The sequence below is a fragment of the Actinokineospora pegani genome (genome assembly GCF_009745975.1).
GTDB classification, from domain to species: Bacteria; Actinomycetota; Actinomycetes; order Mycobacteriales; family Pseudonocardiaceae; genus Actinokineospora; species Actinokineospora pegani.
Genome location: NZ_WHOL01000117.1, coordinates 36,498 through 53,632, shown reverse-complemented (window position 1 = coordinate 53,632; position 17,135 = coordinate 36,498). Strand labels below are relative to the sequence as shown.

General features: G+C 72.2%; 18 protein-coding genes. 13 read left to right on the top strand and 5 right to left on the bottom strand.

From position 1 onward, the window contains the following. Positions 1–164: 164 nt before the first annotated feature. Positions 165–1,691 (bottom strand): alkaline phosphatase D family protein, encoded by a 1,527-nt coding sequence (locus GCL84_RS24325; RefSeq protein WP_156757872.1) that lies wholly within the window; start codon positions 1,689–1,691, stop codon positions 165–167. A gap of 248 nt (positions 1,692–1,939) precedes the next feature. Here GCL84_RS24325 and GCL84_RS30745 point away from each other — a divergent pair, with 248 nt between their 5' ends. After that, the gene (locus GCL84_RS30745) at positions 1,940–2,836 is read left to right on the top strand and encodes a patatin-like phospholipase family protein (RefSeq protein ID WP_156757871.1); all 897 of its coding nucleotides are present in this window, start codon (positions 1,940–1,942) and stop codon (positions 2,834–2,836) included. Here GCL84_RS30745 and GCL84_RS24315 read toward each other — a convergent pair. Continuing rightward, positions 2,820–3,302 (bottom strand): GNAT family N-acetyltransferase, encoded by a 483-nt coding sequence (locus GCL84_RS24315; RefSeq protein WP_156757870.1) that lies wholly within the window; start codon positions 3,300–3,302, stop codon positions 2,820–2,822. The two genes, GCL84_RS30745 and GCL84_RS24315, sit on opposite strands and share 17 nt — an antisense overlap. A gap of 183 nt (positions 3,303–3,485) precedes the next feature. On the opposite strand from GCL84_RS24315, the gene groES reads away from it, so the two are divergent. Then, positions 3,486–3,779 carry a co-chaperone GroES gene (gene groES / locus GCL84_RS24310; protein WP_156757869.1) on the top strand — a complete coding sequence of 98 codons (294 nt, stop codon included), beginning with the start codon at positions 3,486–3,488 and terminating at the stop codon, positions 3,777–3,779. An 80-nt stretch (positions 3,780–3,859) separates the two neighbouring features. Further along, entirely contained in the window at positions 3,860–5,479 is a 1,620-nt protein-coding gene (groL, locus tag GCL84_RS24305) for a chaperonin GroEL (protein WP_156757868.1), read from the top strand. 103 nt (positions 5,480–5,582) lie between these two features. On the opposite strand, the gene GCL84_RS24300 is transcribed toward groL, so the two are convergent. Then, a complete protein-coding gene (locus GCL84_RS24300) occupies positions 5,583–5,885 on the bottom strand; it encodes a WhiB family transcriptional regulator (RefSeq protein ID WP_156757867.1) in 303 nt (100 codons plus the stop codon). Positions 5,886–6,116: 231 nt separating this feature from the next. Here GCL84_RS24300 and GCL84_RS24295 point away from each other — a divergent pair, with 231 nt between their 5' ends. From GCL84_RS24295 to GCL84_RS24275, 5 genes are all read left to right on the top strand, one after another. Further along, positions 6,117–7,139, top strand: coding sequence for a MerR family transcriptional regulator (locus tag GCL84_RS24295; protein ID WP_235926667.1), 1,023 nt, complete (start codon positions 6,117–6,119; stop codon positions 7,137–7,139). After that, positions 7,132–7,965 carry a hypothetical protein gene (locus GCL84_RS24290; protein ID WP_156757866.1) on the top strand — a complete coding sequence of 278 codons (834 nt, stop codon included), beginning with the start codon at positions 7,132–7,134 and terminating at the stop codon, positions 7,963–7,965. The genes GCL84_RS24295 and GCL84_RS24290 overlap by 8 nt, the downstream gene beginning before the upstream one ends. Before the next feature lie 122 nt (positions 7,966–8,087). Further along, entirely contained in the window at positions 8,088–8,684 is a 597-nt protein-coding gene (locus GCL84_RS24285; RefSeq protein ID WP_018682728.1) for a response regulator transcription factor, read from the top strand. A 255-nt stretch (positions 8,685–8,939) separates the two neighbouring features. Then, complete coding sequence (locus tag GCL84_RS24280) at positions 8,940–9,512, top strand: sigma-70 family RNA polymerase sigma factor (RefSeq protein ID WP_156757865.1); 573 nt, start codon at positions 8,940–8,942, stop codon at positions 9,510–9,512. Positions 9,513–9,585: 73 nt separating this feature from the next. Further along, complete coding sequence (locus GCL84_RS24275) at positions 9,586–10,545, top strand: anti-sigma-D factor RsdA (protein ID WP_197523488.1); 960 nt, start codon at positions 9,586–9,588, stop codon at positions 10,543–10,545. Between the two features lie 60 nt (positions 10,546–10,605). On the opposite strand, the gene GCL84_RS24270 is transcribed toward GCL84_RS24275, so the two are convergent. After that, on the bottom strand, positions 10,606–11,028 hold the full coding sequence (locus GCL84_RS24270) for a DUF5319 domain-containing protein (protein ID WP_235926666.1): 423 nt from the start codon (positions 11,026–11,028) through the stop codon (positions 10,606–10,608). Between the two features lie 156 nt (positions 11,029–11,184). Between GCL84_RS24270 and guaB the strand changes: the two genes are divergently transcribed. The 5 genes from guaB (at position 11,185) to GCL84_RS24245 (ending at position 16,921) form a co-directional block, all read left to right on the top strand. Further along, positions 11,185–12,696 (top strand): IMP dehydrogenase, encoded by a 1,512-nt coding sequence (gene guaB / locus GCL84_RS24265; protein ID WP_156757863.1) that lies wholly within the window; start codon positions 11,185–11,187, stop codon positions 12,694–12,696. A gap of 31 nt (positions 12,697–12,727) precedes the next feature. Continuing rightward, positions 12,728–13,867 (top strand): GuaB3 family IMP dehydrogenase-related protein, encoded by a 1,140-nt coding sequence (locus tag GCL84_RS24260; protein ID WP_156757862.1) that lies wholly within the window; start codon positions 12,728–12,730, stop codon positions 13,865–13,867. 194 nt (positions 13,868–14,061) lie between these two features. Next, positions 14,062–14,559, top strand: coding sequence for a GNAT family N-acetyltransferase (locus tag GCL84_RS29490; RefSeq protein ID WP_328618789.1), 498 nt, complete (start codon positions 14,062–14,064; stop codon positions 14,557–14,559). Positions 14,560–14,642: 83 nt separating this feature from the next. Beyond that, complete coding sequence (locus GCL84_RS24250; RefSeq protein ID WP_156757860.1) at positions 14,643–16,400, top strand: GMC family oxidoreductase; 1,758 nt, start codon at positions 14,643–14,645, stop codon at positions 16,398–16,400. Between the two features lie 8 nt (positions 16,401–16,408). Then, the gene (locus tag GCL84_RS24245; protein WP_197523486.1) at positions 16,409–16,921 is read left to right on the top strand and encodes a plasmid pRiA4b ORF-3 family protein; all 513 of its coding nucleotides are present in this window, start codon (positions 16,409–16,411) and stop codon (positions 16,919–16,921) included. A gap of 14 nt (positions 16,922–16,935) precedes the next feature. Here GCL84_RS24245 and GCL84_RS30740 read toward each other — a convergent pair whose 3' ends face one another. Next, positions 16,936–17,061 carry a hypothetical protein gene (locus tag GCL84_RS30740; protein ID WP_268891408.1) on the bottom strand — a complete coding sequence of 42 codons (126 nt, stop codon included), beginning with the start codon at positions 17,059–17,061 and terminating at the stop codon, positions 16,936–16,938. Between the last annotated feature and the right edge of the window lie 74 nt (positions 17,062–17,135).

Below are 17,135 nucleotides of genomic sequence, written 5' to 3'. Positions count from 1 at the left end.
GGGTATCGGCGCACGGCACGGCCTCCCGGCAGGGGACAGGGTGGGGAAACTGTCTCCCCGGAAGGCCGCGCCGTCAATCTTTCGCCCGATCTGCGCCCGATCGGTCTAGGCCGTGTTTCGGAAGCCGCTGTTCGCGATAGCCGCGCCGAAACACGGCCTGGCGCTCACACCCGGTTGAGCAGCGGCACCCTGTCCTCGACGACGAAGCTGGCGTCGGTCCGCACCGGGGCGCCCGGGGCCCGCACGTAGTCCACCGTGCGGAAGTCCGCGCGCAGCTCCGAGCCGGTGAACTTGGTGCGCACGTAACCGCGGCGGTTCTTGTAGTACTTCAGGTGCGGGTTCTCGGCGAGCACAGCGGCGTTGGTGCTCTCGTCGCCGTCCCCGGACGAGGTGATCGACGTGGTGACCAGCTCGGTCGCCACCCCTGCGGAGTCGGGCCGGTCGTAGCTCTCCTTGACCTCGCCCGCCCAGTGCCGGTGCACGTCGCCGGTCAGCACCACGCCGTTGCGCACCCCGCCCAGCGCCGCGGCCACGGTGTCGCGGCTGGCCTTGTACCCGTCCCAGGCGTCCATGCTGAACCCCTGCTTCTCGCCGACGGTGTTGTCCCGCTGGGCGAAGAAGACCTGCTGGCCCAGCACGTCCCAGCGGGCGCGCGAGGAGCGCAGGCCCTCGAGCAGCCAGCGCTGCTGCCCGGCCCCGGTGATCGAGCGGGTCGGGTCGAGGCGCTCGGCGCAGTCGATCTTCGTGCCGTCGCCGCAGGCCTGGTCGTCGCGGTACTGGCGGGTGTCGAGCATGTGGAAGGTCGCCAGCGAGCCCCACCGCGCCCGGCGGAAGAGCTGCATCCGCCCCTCGCGCGGGCGGCTGGTCCGGCGCAGCGGCATGTTCTCGTAGTAGGCCTGGAACGCGGCGGCCCGGCGCGCGGCGAACCGCGGGTCCGGCGCCTCGGGCACGTCGTCGGCCCAGTTGTTCTCGATCTCGTGGTCGTCGAAGACCACCAGCCAGGGGGCGGCCAGGTGCGCCCGTTGCAGGTCGGCGTCGGACTTGTACTGGGCGTGGCGCAGCCGGTAGTCGGCCAGCGTGCGCGTCTCCGGACCCGCGACCGGGCGCGCGTCGGCGGCCTTGGCGGCGTACTCGTACTGGTAGTCGCCCAGGTGCAGCACCAGGTCGGGCTCGTCGTCGGCGAGGTGCTTGTAGGCGGTGAAGTAGCCCTCGCCGTAGTGCGAGCAGGACGCGAAGCACATGGTCAGCGCCTGCCCGAGCGCGCCCGCGGCCGGGGCGGTGCGGGTGCGGCCGGTCGGGGAGAGGTGGCCGTCGACGCGGAAGCGGTAGAAGAACTCCGCGCCCGGCCGCAGCCCGGCCAGTTCCACGTGCACGCTGTGCGCCTGCTCGGGCCGGGCGAACTCGACGCCCGCGCGCACGACCCTGGTGAACCGCTCGTCCGCGGCGACCTGCCACTGCACGGGCACCACCCGGTTGGGCATCCCGCCGTGGCCGTCGGGGGCCAGCGGGTCGAGCGCGAGGCGCGTCCACAGCACGACACCGTCGGCGGACGGCTCGCCGGAGGCGACACCCAGGGTGAACGGGTCACCCAACCGGGGTGAGGCGGAGGCTTGGAGCGCGGACAGCCCGACAGCGCTCAGACCGACGGCGGCGGCGCCACCGAACAGCACGGATCGACGAGTGGGGAACATGGTGGCGGGGACCTCCGGCAGCAGCGGGTGTTACCGGTTCGCCATCGTCGCCTGCGCTCGGTGACTTCCGACCCACTTCCGGGTGAGGTCTTGGTGGCCCTTCGGCGTCGTCTAGGTCATGTTCCGGGAGTCCGTTCGATGGGAGTCGTGATCGGTGAGGTCCGGTGCCTTCGCCCCGCACCGCCAGGGGCCGCTCCGGCGCGGCTATCGCGGACAGCGTCTTTCGAACATGGCCTAGGTTCAGGTCCGTGCACCAGGTCAAAGCCCTCCTCGACGCCCGCCGCGCCACGGGATCGCGCGCCGACGGCCACCGCATCGCCCTGGCCATCGAGGGCGGGGGCAGCCGGGGTGCCTTCTCCGGCGGGATGGTGGTGGCGCTGCAGGAACTCGGCCACTCGGCCAGCTTCGACGCCGTCTACGGCTCGTCGGCGGGAGCGCTCAACGGAGCGTGGTTCCTCGCCGGGCAAGCCGATCCGTCGATCATGGCCTGGGACGACCCGGAGGTCATCCGCCGCACCACCAACCCCTGGCGGGCCCTGCGCCTCGGCCGCGTCGTCGACACCGAGCACCTGGTCCAGACCGTCTACGAGGCCATCCCCATGGACTTCGCCGCGATCCTGGCCAACCCCACCACCTTCCACCCCCTGGCCACCTCCACCACCACCGGCGCGCCCGTGGACCTGCACCCCCACCTGGCCGACCAGCGCACCGTCCAACTGGCCCTGCGCGCCAGCACCGGCCTTCCCCTGCTGTCCGGCCCCCCGGTCCCCCTGGGCGGCGACACCTTCATCGACGCGGGCCTGGCCGAGGCCATCCCGTTCCGCACGCCCCTGGCCGCGGCCGCCACCCACGTGCTGGTCCTGCGCACCCGCCAGACCGGCTGGACCTCCGGCCCGCCCTCCCCGCTGGAGGGCAAGATCGTCTCCGCCTACCTCAACCGGGCCGCCCCCGGCGCCCTGTCCTCCTGGGAGGGCCGCGAACAACGGGCCGCCGCCGACGACCACGACCTGGCCACCGACCCCCGCGTCCTCGAGATCCGGCCCGCCGCCGACGCCCCGGAGGTCGGCAGGCTCGCCCGGGACACGGCCCTGCTGGCCCAGGCCGTGGAGTTCGGCAGGCAGGCCGTCCTCAGCGCGCTGGCCTGAGCATGCAGACGCGCTTGGCCGGGTCCAGGCCCAGCGTGGCCTCGTGGGCGACCACCGCTGCCAACTCCCCGGTCGGCTCGATCTCCACGAACCCCAGCCGCCGGTACAGCGGGGCGTTCCACGGCACGTCGCGGAACGTCGTCAGCGTCACCCCGCCGCCGTCGTCGACGTGGTCGACCAGGGCCGCGCCGATCCCCCGCCCCCGGAACGCCGGGTCGACGCTCACCTGGGCCACGTGCACCCGGCCGTCGACCACCTCCGCCAGCAGGTAGCCGGCCACGGCGCCGTCGACCTCGGCGACCCAGGCGCGGCCCGCCGCCGTGAACTCCGCGAGCAGGCCGAGCGGTGGTGGGTCGTCGTCGGCGATCTCGGGTAGCCCCACCTCGCGGAACGCGGCGCCCGCCAGGACCTCGATCTCCTGGAGTCTGGGGAAATCCGCAGGTGAAGCCGGTCTTGTGGGATACATGGCGTCCTCTCTGGAGTGCTGGTCGGGTGGTGTTCCGAGGCCCCGTTGCGGCATTAGCAGTCGCATGGGTAGAGTGCTAGATGCACGGCACCGATACCGCCCCGGCACCCGCGACGGCGGGGTGGCAGGAGCCGTTAGATAGGTACCTGCCAACGCTTTCGACGACCTGTGGAGGTCACAGCGGTGAGCGTGAAAATCAAGCCGCTCGAGGACAAGATCGTCGTCCAGGCGAGCGAGGCCGAGGCGACCACTGCCTCCGGCCTGGTCATCCCGGACACCGCCAAGGAGAAGCCCCAGGAGGGCAAGGTCCTGGCTGTGGGTCCGGGTCGTATCGACGACAAGGGCAACCGCGTCCCCGTGGACGTGGCTGAGGGCGACGTCGTCATCTACTCCAAGTACGGCGGCACCGAGGTGAAGTACAACGGCGAGGAGTACTTGATCCTCTCCGCCCGCGACGTGCTGGCCGTCATCAACTAAGACGTACCCACACGCTGAGCGCCCCGGCGGCCCCGTTCCGGGGCCTCCCCGGGGCGTTTCGCGTGTCAGGAGAGGGAGCAATGCCCAAGCAGATCAGTTTCGACGAGGACGCTCGTCGGGCGCTCGAGCGCGGCGTGAACAAGCTCGCGGACGCGGTCAAGGTCACCCTCGGCCCGCGCGGGCGGCACGTCGTGCTCGCCAAGAAGTTCGGTGGCCCCACCGTCACCAACGACGGCGTGACCATCGCCCGCGAGATCGAGCTCGAGGACTCCTTCGAGAACCTCGGCGCGCAGCTCGCGAAGAACGTCGCCACCAAGACCAACGACGTCGCCGGTGACGGCACCACCACCGCGACCGTGCTCGCCCAGGCGCTCGTGCGCGTGGGCCTGCGCAACGTCGCCGCGGGCGCCAACCCGACCGCCATCGGCAAGGGCATCCAGGCCGCCGCCGACAAGGTCGTCGAGGTGCTCAAGGCCAAGGCCACCCCGGTCAAGGGCCGCGACAACATCGCCCAGGTCGGCACCGTGTCCTCCCGTGACGCCTCGATCGGCGCGCTGCTCGGCGAGGCCATCGAGAAGGTCGGCGAGAACGGTGTGATCACCGTGGAGGAGTCCTCCACGCTGGCCACCGAGCTCGTCGTCACCGAGGGCGTGCAGTTCGACAAGGGCTACGTCTCGGCGCACTTCGCCACCGACCTCGAGGCGCAGGAGACCGTCTTCGAGGACGCCTACGTCCTGCTGCACCGCGAGAAGATCTCGGCCCTGGCCGACCTGCTGCCGGTGCTGGAGAAGGTCGTCGAGTCCGGCAAGCCGCTGGTCATCATCGCCGAGGACGTCGACGGCGAGGCGCTGTCGACCCTGGTGGTCAACGCCCTGCGCAAGACCATCAAGGCCGTCGCGGTCAAGGCGCCGTACTTCGGCGACCGCCGCAAGGCGTTCCTGGACGACCTCGCCGTGGTCACCGGCGCCCAGGTCGTCTCCGCCGAGATCGGTCTCAAGCTCTCCGAGGCGACCCTCGACTCGCTGGGCTCGGCCCGCCGCATCGTGGTCACCAAGGACGACACGACCATCATCGACGGCGCGGGCACCAAGGCCGACCTGGCGGGCCGCGTCGAGCAGCTCCGCAAGGAGATCGAGGCCAGCGACTCCGACTGGGACCGCGAGAAGCTCCAGGAGCGCCTCGCCAAGCTCTCCGGCGGCATCGCCGTGGTCAAGGTCGGCGCGCCGACCGAGACCGAGCTGGCCGAGCGCAAGCACCGCATCGAGGACGCGGTCGCCGCGACCAAGGCCGCGGTCGAGGAGGGCATCGTCCCCGGTGGCGGCACCGCGCTGGTGCAGGCCGCCAAGGAGCTCGCGGGCGGCCTGGGCCTGACCGGCGACGAGGCCACCGGCGTGGCGATCGTGCGCGAGGCGCTCAACGCCCCGCTGTTCTGGATCGCCACCAACGGCGGCCAGGAAGGCGCTGTCGTCGTCAACAAGGTCGCCGAGCTGCCGTGGGGGCAGGGCTTCAACGCCGCCACCCTCACCTACGGCGACCTGCTGGCCGACGGCATCGTCGACCCGGTCAAGGTGACCCGGTCCGCGGTGTCGAACGCCGCTTCCATCGCGCGGATGGTGCTCACGACCGAGAGCGCGGTCGTGGAGAAGAAGCAGGACGAGCCGGAGGCCGGGCACGGCCACGGCCACGGGCACGGCCACTGATCGGTTCTCGTAGCAAAAGGCCCCGGCGGTTGCCGGGGCCTTTCGCTTTGATGTTGGGTTCTTCGCGTGGCTCGGGAAAGCCGCCACCTCGGTGGGGCCTTGGTCAGGTGCTGGCGACGGCGAAGGGGCGCTTGTCGGTTTTGATGATCGCCTCCCGCTCGGCCTCGGAGAGGCCGCCCCAGATGCCGTAGGGCTCGTGGACCGCCAAGGCGTGGCTGCGGCACAGCGACAGCACCGGGCAGGCGTGACAGATCGCCTTCGCCTTGGCCTCGCGACGCGCTCTTGCCGGGCCTCGTTCGCCGTCTGGGTGGAAGAAGAAGGCGCTGTCCATGCCCCGGCAGGAGCCGTCCAGTTGCCAGTCCCACACGTCGGCGTTGGGGCCGGGGAGCCTGCGAGTATCCGCCATTGCCGCTGCCTCCTGAGATGGTTGTCGCGGGAAATCCGAGTTCGGAGGCCGTCCCTTGTGGATGCACTACTCCATTTGGTTCAGCGCTCTACACGCTAGAACCGCGTCATTCCTTGTTCAAGGGTGATCGACTTATCGGAGGGGTTGTTCATACGTTCGGCATCACCCGGTTGACGCAGCGTGTTCATCCGTCCGGTTGCCGCTCGGCTGGCATCACCCGACGATGGGGGTGTGCCGTCTGAAACCACGGCCGACGGTCCCGGAGAGTCGAGGCCTGTCGCGCCGCCGCCGACCGGGCCCGGCCTGGAGCCGACGCTGCCGGTCGCCGCGGTGGCCCGCAGGCTGGGGATCGCCCCCGCGACGCTGCGCACCTGGGACCGCCGCTACGGCCTCGGCCCGACCGGGCACACCACCGGCAGGCACCGCCGCTACGCGACCGCCGACCTCGCCCGCCTGGAGCTGATGCGCCGCGCCCTGCTCAAGGGCGCCGCCCCCGCCGAGGCCGCCGACTACGCCCTGCGCGTCTCCGCCGACCCGACCGCGCTGGCGGACCTGGAGCTGCCCGACCCGCACGCCATCCCGGCCCAGGCCCGCGCGGGCGGCCCGCCGCGGCCCGTCCCGCCCGACGCCGCCCCGCAGGTGCGCGCCCTGGCGCGGGCCGTCCTCGCCATGGACGACCCCGCCGTCTCCGCCGCGCTGTCCGGTGCGCTGGCCGAGCACGGGGTGGTCTGGGTGTGGGACGAACTGGTGGTGCCGGTCCTCGCCGCCGTCGGCGTTGGCTGGACGAGCCCGGCCGCGGCCGGGTCCGAGGTCGCCCACCTGCTGGCCGAGTGCGTGCTCACCGAGGTCATGCGGGCCACGCCGCCGGTGCGGGGGGAGCCGCGGGTGCTGCTGTGCGGCGCCCCGGGCGAGCCCTACGCCCTCCCGCTCTACGTCGCGCGCGCCGCCCTGGCCCAGCGCGGTGTGCCGGTCCGGATGCTCGGCGCCGCGCTGCCGGTCGCCGCCCTGGCCAACGCCGCCCGCCGCACCGGCCCGGCCGTCGTCGCGGTCTGGGCTCAGGCCACCGCGCACGCCGAGCCCAAGGCGCTGCGCGCGGTGCCCACGACACGCCCCCGGGTGCGGGTGCTGGCCTGCGGGCCCGGTTGGGCGACAGCCGGTCTGTCTCCGACCGTTGAACACCTGCCCGGTGTGGGTGACACCGTTGAACGCGTGGACGCGCTGTCGCCGCGTGCAGCACACTCGCCTGGTGAGTGACGCCTATCAGTGGGATGATCGACTCTGGTCGGCAGCGTTCGGCGATCACCCCGGCGCCACCGACCTGACCTCCACCACCCCGCACGACGCGTGGCTGGCCGGGGTCGCCCTCGGCGGCCAGGGCCACTACGCCGCCGCCCGCGCCCGGCTCGACCCGCTGCTGACCGGCGAGCCCGCGCTGGCCGCCCTGGCCTGGGCGACGCTGGCCTCGCACCGCAGGCAGCTCGGCGGGCACGCCGCCGCCCGCGCTCTCGACGGCCGGGGCGCCGCCGCGTTGGCCGCCATCCCCGCCGGGCACCCGCTGCTGCCCGCCGCCCGCTCCGACGTCCTCCTCGGCCTCGCCGCCGACGCCATCGGCGTGGGCAGGCCCGCCCTCGCCCGGACCCTGCTGGCCCGCGCGCAGGACGGCCCGGACCCGGGCTGGCGCGGTCAGGTCCGGTTCGACTGGGTCAGCGCTGAGGTGGACCTCGTCAGCGGCGAGGCGGCCTCGGCCCACCGGCACGCCGCAGCCGCCTGCGCACGCCCGGTGCCCTCCGCGCGGCACCGGGCGAAGTCGCTGCTGGTGCTCGCCGCCGCCACCGCCCCCGGCCGGGAACGGGCCCGGCTGGTCGACGAGGTGCTCGAGCTGACCGCGGCGCACCGGCTCGCGCCGCTGCGCTGGCCCGCCCTCGCCATCGCCGCCGAGGCGTCTCCCGGTGGTTACGGAGCGGAATTGGGGGCTGCGCTTGATAGTGTTCTGCGTCACACCGACCCGAGAGGGCGAGAACTCGCTCGAGCCTCGGCATGGGTCCCGACCTCGACTTTTGTCGTTGCTCCGAACAGGTGACAAAGACTGACCGACGAGTAGGTGGATTCGTTGACAGATTTACCACCTCATCGTGTCAAGGTTGCGGTCCCCGCGTCCGATAGGGGATATGGAACGTCACTCGGCTGCAGGAAGGAGTCCCCGTGACTACGGTCTTGATCTGCGACGACCGGCGCAGCGTGCGCGAGGGATTGACTCGTGTCATGTCCGCTGTCCCCGGGGTTAGTCGCATCGATTGCGTAGCGCACGGTGACGAGCTGCTCGCCCGCTTCTCCCGCCAGCCGGTCGACGTCGTGCTCGTGGGCACGCAGCGCGCCGTGCCCACCGGTGTGGAGGCGACCAGGCGGCTCGTCTCGGCAAACCCCCAGGCCAACGTCATCGTGTTCGGCGCCCCGGACGACGCGGGCAGCATCGCCGCGGCGATCGCGGGCGGCGCGCGCGGCTACCTGCGCTGGGACGCCTCGCGCCCCGAGCTGGTCGCCGCGCTGGCCCACACCCTCGCGAGCACCTCGGTGCCCGCGCCGCGCCAGCCGTCGGACCCCGGGGTCCAGCTCACCGACCGCGAGCTGCAGGTGCTGCGCGGCATGAGCCAGGGCAAGAGCAACGGCCAGATCGGCCGCGAGCTCTACCTGTCGGAGGACACGGTCAAGACGCACGCGCGTCGGCTGTTCCGCAAGCTCGGCGTGCGCGACCGCGCGCAGGCCGTGGCGCATGGTTTCCGGCGCGGGCTGGTCTCCTGAGACTGAACCGCTGTCGGCGGCGAGCCGTGCGTGCCTGAGGGGAGTCGGGCGCGCACGGCTCGTCGTGCGCTCGCCCCCGTCGCGGCCCCCGCGCGGCAGCCGGTGTGCTCTCGGTCATGTCGTCCCGCCGGTGGCAGGCGACCCTACCGTCCTGGGGCCGTCCGGCCAGGACGGTACGGTGGACCACGGGCGGGGCTGTGGCCCCGCTCGCACCTCCTGTTGACCGATCGAGTAACACCAAGGCTGCGCACTGCGATGACCACATTGGGGGACGGACTGGACGCGTCAGTGAGCGCCGCCGTCGAGGGCGATCCTCGTGCGATCGAGCGCGTGCTCGCGTCCGTGCGGCCCCTGGTGGTGCGGTACTGCCGCGCCCGTGTCGGAAGGCAGGAACGCTCGTTCGCCTCGGCGGACGACGTGGCGCAGGAGGTGTGTCTCGCGGTGTTGACGGCATTGCCGGGCTACCGCGACCAAGGCCGCCCTTTCTTGGCGTTCGTCTACGGGATCGCCGCGCACAAGGTCGCCGACGCCCACCGGGCCGCGTCGCGTAACCGATCGGAGCCCGTTCCCGATGTCCCTGATGGGCCGGAGAGCGACGCCGGTCCTGAACAGCGCGCCATGCAGAGCGAGTTGAGCAGGCGCATGAGCGACCTGCTGCAGGTCCTGCCCGAGAAGCAGCGCGAGATCGTGGTGCTGCGCGTGGTGGTGGGCCTGTCAGCGGAGGAGACGGCCGAGGCGGTCGGCTCCACGCCCGGAGCGGTTCGGGTGGCCCAACACCGGGCACTTGCCCGGCTGAGGAAGACTTTGTCCGCGGAGGAGGTGGTCTGAGATGCCCGACCAGGGTGATCGCGACGAGCGTGGGAAGGCGGACGGGACCGCGTCCCGTCCCGAGGGTGGACCGGTGGCGAACGTGACCCCGGTGACCTTCGGCGTCAAGGGCGCGGCCGGTCTCGGCAACGCCGACCCCGATGACTTCACCGACGACGACAGCGCCGTGGACATCTCGCTGGTGCACGCCGACGACGCGTTCCTCGACGCGCTCGGCTCGGCGCTGCGCGAGGGCGACGGCGACCTCGAGGGCACTGAGTTCGCCGACGACGAGCTGGCCGCGCTGCTGAGCTCCTGGCGCGCGGAGGTCGACGGCGAGCCGATCGGCGAGCTCGTCGACACCCGGCAGGCCCAGGTGACCCTGCTGCAGGCCAAGCAGCGCAAGCGCGCCCGCCGCCCGCGGCTGCTGGTGCCGGTGGCCGCCGCGGCCGCCGTGCTGGCCATCGCCTTCACCGGCGCGGGCCTCGCCGCCCGCGACGCCCAGCCGGGCGAGGCGCTGTGGAGCCTGACCAAGGTCCTCTACGCCGACCACGCCCGCTCCGTCGAGGCCGCCGCCGCGGTCCGCGAGGACCTGCAGATCGCCCAGGCCGCGATCAACGCGGGCAAGGTCGCCGAGGCCAAGGGCAAGCTCGCCGAGGCGCGCGACACCCTCCCCGAGATCAGCACCGAGGACGGCCACGCCGACCTGGCCCTGCAGCACGAGAACCTGATGCGGCTGATCGGCAGCCCGGTCGACCCGGCCACCCCGCCGCCGCTGCCCGCCCCCTCGACGAACCCGACGACGCCCTCGGTCCCGTCGACGTCGAACCCGCCGTCGAAGCCGTCGACCACCCCGAGCACGCCGCCGCCCAGCTCCGTCCCGACGACGCCGCCGTCGACCGCGCCGGAGACGCCTCCGACCACGACCAGCGAGACCACCCCGACCCCGGAGGTCCCGCGCATCGACCCGGGCGACACGCCCGTCAGCGGCAACGGCAGCACCACCGGCAGCACCGAGAGCGCCGACCAGGCGCCGAACGCCGCCACGCCCTAGCCAGGCACACGACTGAGGCCCCCACCGCCGGTTCCCGGGGTGGGGGCCTCAGCCTTGCGGTCAGCGCGCGGTCTCGCTGGCGGTGACGCCGTCGGCGTAGCCGCGGCAGTACTCCCAGGTGGCGTAGTGGTCGGGGTCCGGGTCGAACGCGGGCTCGTGCGGGCGCATCCGGCCGTCGTCGAGCAACTGGCGCAGGCTGGCCGCCAGCAGCTCCCAGTCGTGGTAGTGGGGTTCGTCGCACTCGCCGCAGTCGACCACGATGCCGCGCAGCCCCCTGGGCTCCAGCAGCGCCTGGTACACGGCGAGGTCTGCGAGGTCGCCGACGAGGTCCTCGCGCTCTTGCGCGCTCATCGGCCGGTCGTCGTCGTGCTCCGGTTCGTCCAGCTCACGGGCCGGGTCGGCCGGGTCGCCGTCGAACGGGTCCGGGGGCAGGCCGCCGCCGGAGAACGGGCTGGGGGGAACAGCGTCATGCGGCACGAGCACGCACGGTACCCGCCGAGTGGTCCAGTGTCCCCCGGATACGATGGGGCGACCGTGCCGCGGGACCTGTTCCCGCGGGTGCACGGCGGGGTGCGTCGCCCGGGGCCCCTCCCGGGACCACCTGACCCGCCAGCCATGCAGGAAGGTCCGCGACCCACCATGACCAGCGAAGTGAACGCCGACGGCGTCCCGCCCAAGTTCGCCCCCCTCGGCCTGACCTTCGACGACGTGCTGCTGCAGCCCGCCCAGTCCGATGTGATCCCGAGCACCGTGGACACCTCGACCAGGGTCTCGCGCAACGTGACGCTGCGGGTCCCGATCCTGTCCGCCGCGATGGACACCGTCACCGAGGCGCGGATGGCGATCGCCATGGCCCGCCAGGGCGGCATCGGCATCCTGCAGCGCAACCTGTCGATCGAGGAGCAGGCGCGGCAGGCCGAGACGGTCAAGCGCTCCGAGGCCGGGATGGTGACCGACCCGGTCACCTGCTCGCCGACCGACACCCTGGCCGAGGTCGACTCGATGTGCGGCCGCTACCGCATCTCCGGCCTCCCGGTGACCGACGCCGGGGGCACCCTGGTCGGCATCATCACCAACCGGGACATGCGCTTCGAGGTCGACCACTCCCGCCCGGTGTCCGAGGTCATGACCAAGGCCCCGCTGATCACCGCCCAGGTGGGCGTCTCCGCCGAGGCCGCGCTGGGCCTGCTGCGCCGCCACAAGGTGGAGAAGCTGCCGCTGGTCGACGGCGAGGGCAAGCTGCGCGGGCTGATCACGGTCAAGGACTTCGTCAAGACCGAGCAGTTCCCCAACGCCACCAAGGACCCGGACGGCCGCCTGGTCTGCGGCGCCGCGGTCGGCGTCGGCGACGAGGGCTACAAGCGCGCCATGCTGCTGTTCGACGCGGGCGTCGACGTGCTGATGGTCGACACCGCGCACGGCCACTCCCGCGCGGTCCTCGACATCGTCGCCAGGCTCAAGAAGGAGCTGGGCGACCAGGTCGACGTCGTCGGCGGCAACGTGGCCACCAGGGCGGGCGCGCAGGCGCTGGTCGACGCGGGCGCCGACGGCGTCAAGGTCGGCGTCGGCCCCGGTTCGATCTGCACCACCCGCGTGGTCGCGGGCGTCGGCATGCCGCAGATCACCGCCATCCACGAGGCGTGGCAGGCCTGCGCCCCCGCGGGCGTCCCGGTGATCGGCGACGGCGGCATCCAGTACTCCGGCGACATCGCCAAGGCCATCGCCGCGGGCGCCAGCTCGGTGATGCTCGGCAGCCTGCTCGCGGGCACCGCCGAGGCGCCCGGCGAGCTGGTCCTGGTCAACGGCAAGCAGTTCAAGAGCTACCGCGGCATGGGCTCGCTGGCCGCCATGCAGTCGCGCGGCGAGGCCAGGAGCTACTCCAAGGACCGCTACGCCCAGGACGACGTGCTCTCCGACGACAAGCTGGTGCCGCAGGGCATCGAGGGCCGGGTGCCCTTCCGCGGCCCGCTGGCCCAGGTCATCCACCAGCTCGTCGGCGGCCTGGCCGCGGGCATGGGCTTCACCGGCTCGCGGACCATCCCGGACCTGCAGCGCGCCCAGCTCATCCGGATCACCGCCGCGGGCCTCAAGGAGAGCCACCCGCACGACATCACGATGACCGTCGAGGCGCCGAACTACACCACCCGCTGAGCAACCAGCGGGCCCTGAAAGGAAGCACCACGTGCGGGATCTAGTCGACATCGGCATGGGGCGGACCGCCCGGCGAGCCTTCGGCCTCGACGAGGTGGAGATCGTGCCCTCGCGGCGCACGCGTTCGTCCTCGGACGTCGCGACCACCTGGCAGATCGACGCCTACCGGTTCGACATCCCGCTGGTCACCCACCCGACCGACGCGATCGTCTCCCCGGCGGCCGCGGTGGCGGTCGGCAAGCTCGGCGGACTCGGCGTGCTCAACGCCGAGGGCCTGTGGGCCAGGCACAGCGACCCGGAGAAGGCGCTGTCGCGGCTGGTCGACGCCGCCGACGCCGGGGAGGACCCGGCGGCGCTGGTGGGCATCCTGCAGGAGCTGCACGCCGCGCCGATCCAGGAGGACCTGGTCACCGAGGCGCTGCGGCAGGTGCGCGACTCCGGGGTGACGGTGGCGGCGCGGGTGAGCCCGCAGAACGCGGCCGCCCTCGCCCCCGCCCTCATCGGCGCGGGCCTGGAGGTCCTGGTCGTGCAGGGCACGATCGTCTCCGCCGAGCACGTGGCCAAGGGCGACGGTGAGCCGCTCAACCTCAAGAGCTTCATCGGCACCCTGGACATCCCGGTCATCGCGGGTGGCGCGCACGACTACCGCACCGCCATGCACCTGATGCGCACCGGCGCGGCGGGCGTCATCGTCGGCTACGGCCACTGCGACGGCGTCACCTCCACCGACTCCGCGCTGGGCATCGGCGTGCCGATGGCCACCGCGATCGTTGACGCGGCGGCTGCTCGTCGGGACTACCTGGACGAGACCGGTGGGCGGTACGTCCACGTTCTCGCTGATGGTGGGGTGCACACGAGTGGGGACATCGCGAAGTCGATCGCCTGCGGGGCGGACGCGGTGATGTTGGGGGCGCCGCTGGCCGCCGCGGCTGAGGCGCCGGGGAAGGGGCTGTACTGGACCTCGGCGGCGGCGCACCCGTCGTTGCCGCGCAGCCGGGTGCTGCCGGTGGCGGACGAGGTGGGGATCGAGCTGTCCACGTTGCTGTTCGGGCCGTCCTCGGACGCTGAGGGGCTGGTGAACCTGTTCGGGGCGTTGCGGCGGGCGATGGCGAAGACCGGGTACTCGGACCTGAAGGAGTTCCAGAAGGTCGGGTTGACTGTGCGCGGGTGAGGCTGGTTTTGGGGCCTGCCCCGGTGGCCGCGAGTGTTTAACGTTCTGGGCCCGGTATCAAGGGCGCTGCGCGTCGGCTTCGCCGATGGCCTGCGGCCACCCTTGACACCGGGCCCAGAACGTTGAGGGCGGCCGGGAGTGGGTCCAGGCCGGGGACTGGTTGGCCCCGGGGGTGGTTCGGGAGGGATGGGGCTGTGGATCGCGAGTTGTTGCGTGTCGATGGGGACCTGGCTTTGGCTGTGGGGGTTTTGTCGGATGCGGTTGCGTTGGCTGAGGGGGAGGGGCTTGATCCGTATGAGCCCGATCCTGGGCCTGAGCCGGGGTATCGGCCGCACAACCTGACTCGGGCGACCGTGGTTGACGGGGGTGGCCGGGTGCTGGGGCAAGTGAGTTGGCACCAGGTGGGTTATGGGCGCACGCGGGCCAGTGGGGCTTGGAACATCGGGATTCGGCTGGTGCCTGCCGCTCGTGGGCGGGGGGTTGCGGCGCCGTTGTTGCGGTTGGTGGCCGCGCACTTGTTCGCCACCACCGATCTCGACCGGGTTGAGGCGGCCACGGCGGTTGACAACGTGGCTGCCCGGCGGGCGTTCGAGCGGGCGGGGTTCCAGGAGGAGGGCACCGTTCGCGGGGCGCAGGTGCGCGGGGGCGTGCGCCGGGACATGACCCTCTACGGGTTGTTGCGCGGCGACTAGTAATCAGGTTCGTGTGACTCCAAGTTACATAAAAGTGGCCGCCGCCTCTAGCCGGAGTGTGACCGGACGCCTAATCTCGCGGTATGGCTGCGCAACTCACCGGTAACAAGACGGACTACGACGTCGTGGTGGTGGGCTCCGGGTTCGGCGGCAGCGTCGCGGCGCTGCGGCTGACCGAGAAGGGCTACCGGGTCGCGGTCGTGGAGGCCGGGCGGCGGTTCGCCGACGAGGAGTTCGCCAAGACCTCGTGGGACCTGCGCAAGTACCTCTGGGCTCCCGCGCTCGGCTGCTTCGGCATCCAGCGCATCCACATGCTCAAGGACGTCATGATCCTGGCGGGGGCCGGCGTCGGCGGTGGCTCGCTGGTCTACGCGAACACCCTGTACCGGCCGCTCAAGCCGTTCTACAACGACAAGCAGTGGTCGCACATCACCGACTGGGAGTCGGAGCTGGCGCCGCACTACGACCAGGCCTCGCGGATGCTGGGCGTGGTGACCAACCCGTCGATCACCCCCGCCGACGAGGTCATGCAGAAGGTCGCCGCCGACATGGGCGTGTCCGACAGCTACCGGCCGACCCCGGTCGGGGTGTACTTCGACAAGCCGGGCGAGAAGGTCGCCGACCCGTACTTCGGCGGCGCGGGCCCCGAGCGCACCGGCTGCACCGAGTGCGGCTCGTGCATGACCGGCTGCCGCGTGGGCGCCAAGAACACCCTGGTCAAGAACTACCTGTACCTGGCGGAGCAGGGCGGGGCGAAGGTCATCCCGCTGACCACCGTGACCGCCGTGCGCGAGGCGGCCGACGGCACCTACCAGGTCGACCTGCGCAAGACCGGGACCCGGTCGAAGCAGTTCCAGACCAGCATCACCGCGGGCCAGGTCGTGCTGGCCGCGGGCACCTGGGGCACGCAGAACCTGCTGCACAAGATGCGGGACTCGGGCGCGCTGCCCAAGCTCTCGACCAAGGTCGGCGAGCTGACCAGGACCAACTCCGAGGCCATCATCGGCTCCGGCCGCACCAGCGTCGACCCGAACGCCAACTACAGCGAGGGCGTGGCGATCACCTCCTCGATCCACCCCAACGAGAACACCCACATCGAGCCCTGCCGCTACGGCGCGGGCAGCAACGCGATGGGCCTGCTGCAGACGCTGGCCTCGGACGGCGACTCCTCGACGCCGCGGTTCGTGCAGGTCTTCAAGGCCCTGGTGAAGAAGCCCAGCTCGATCCGGCTGCTGATCGGCAGGCGCTGGTCGGAGCGGACGATGATCCTGCTGGTCATGCAGTCGCTGGACAACTCGATCACCACCTACACCAAAAAGGGCCTGTTCGGCCGCCGCCGCTACACCTCCAAGCAGGGCCACGGCGAGCCCAACCCGACCTTCATCCGCGCCGGTTACGAGGCCAACCAGCACGTCGCCAAGCACATCGGCGGTGTCGCGGGCGGCACCTGGAACGAGATGGCGAACATCCCGCTCACCGCCCACTTCCTCGGCGGCGCGGCCATCTCCGAGACCGAGGCCACCGGGGTCATCGACCCGTACCACCGCGTGCACAACTACCCGGGCATCTCCGTCGTCGACGGCGCCGCGGTCACCGCCAACCTGGGCGTCAACCCGTCGCTGACGATCACCGCCCAGGCCGAGCGCGCGTTCTCCCTGTGGCCCAACAAGGGCGAGGCCGACACCCGCCCCGCCCAGGGCCGCGGCTACCACCGCCTCGACCCGGTCCCCCCGGTCCGCCCCGCGGTCCCCGCGGACGCACCCGGCGCGCTGCGGCTGCCGATCGTGGACATCACCAGCGCTGGCGAGTCGACGCTGAAGAAGAAGGCCGCGAAGCACTGATACTGCGGGTGCACACCAGCATCGTCGGGGCGGCGCCACCCATCTGGCGCCGCCTCGAACTGCCGTCGGGCATGGTCCTGTCCGAGGTCAACGCCACCCTGCTCGCCGCCTACGAGTGGTCAGGCGACCGCCAGCACGTCTTCACGACCCCCTACGGGCTGGTGGCCGACCTCGACGCGGGCCTGCCCGCCGCCGACGAGCGCACGGTGACCCTCGCCGAGGCCCTGTCCCGCCGCACCTTCCAGTACCGCTACGACCTCGGCGACGCCTGGGACGTCCTGGTCCGCCTGGAGAAGACCCACCACCCCGACCCCACCCAGGCCTACCCCCGGTGCACCGACGGCGCCCGCGCCGCCCCACCCGAACACATCCTCGGCGGCATCCACGGCTACTCGTCGGTGCTGTCCGTGCTCGGCCACCCGAACCACCCGGACCACGCCCAGCTCACCGAGTTCCTGGACGAGGACTTCGACCCCGAGCTGTTCGCCCTGTCCGAAGTAGACGCCGCACTGCGCGACTAGACCGCCACCCGCCGTCAGCGCGCCGCCGCCTCGTGCGCCCAGACCGCGGCCACCACCTCGGCCCCGCCGTCGGTCGGGAAGAACCACTGCCTCCCCAACCGCGCCGAAACCTCCTCCGACGACCCGAAGTCGATCCGCACCGCAACCCCCGCCCCCGAAGCGCCTGCCACCGATCGGCCCGCCCGGGGGCTCGACGGGAGTCCGCAACCCGTGG

Bases quoted from the DNA above. Each gene is read 5' to 3' on its own strand.
- GCL84_RS24325 (WP_156757872.1), bottom strand. From the start codon at position 1,691: ATGTTCCCCACTCGTCGATCCGTGCTGTTCGGTGGCGCCGCCGCCGTC.
- GCL84_RS24315 (WP_156757870.1), bottom strand. From the start codon at position 3,302: ATGTATCCCACAAGACCGGCTTCACCTGCGGATTTCCCCAGACTCCAG.
- groL (WP_156757868.1), top strand. From the start codon at position 3,860: ATGCCCAAGCAGATCAGTTTCGACGAGGACGCTCGTCGGGCGCTCGAG.
- GCL84_RS24300 (WP_156757867.1), bottom strand. From the start codon at position 5,885: ATGGCGGATACTCGCAGGCTCCCCGGCCCCAACGCCGACGTGTGGGAC.
- GCL84_RS24280 (WP_156757865.1), top strand. From the start codon at position 8,940: ATGACCACATTGGGGGACGGACTGGACGCGTCAGTGAGCGCCGCCGTC.
- guaB (WP_156757863.1), top strand. From the start codon at position 11,185: ATGACCAGCGAAGTGAACGCCGACGGCGTCCCGCCCAAGTTCGCCCCC.
- GCL84_RS24250 (WP_156757860.1), top strand. From the start codon at position 14,643: ATGGCTGCGCAACTCACCGGTAACAAGACGGACTACGACGTCGTGGTG.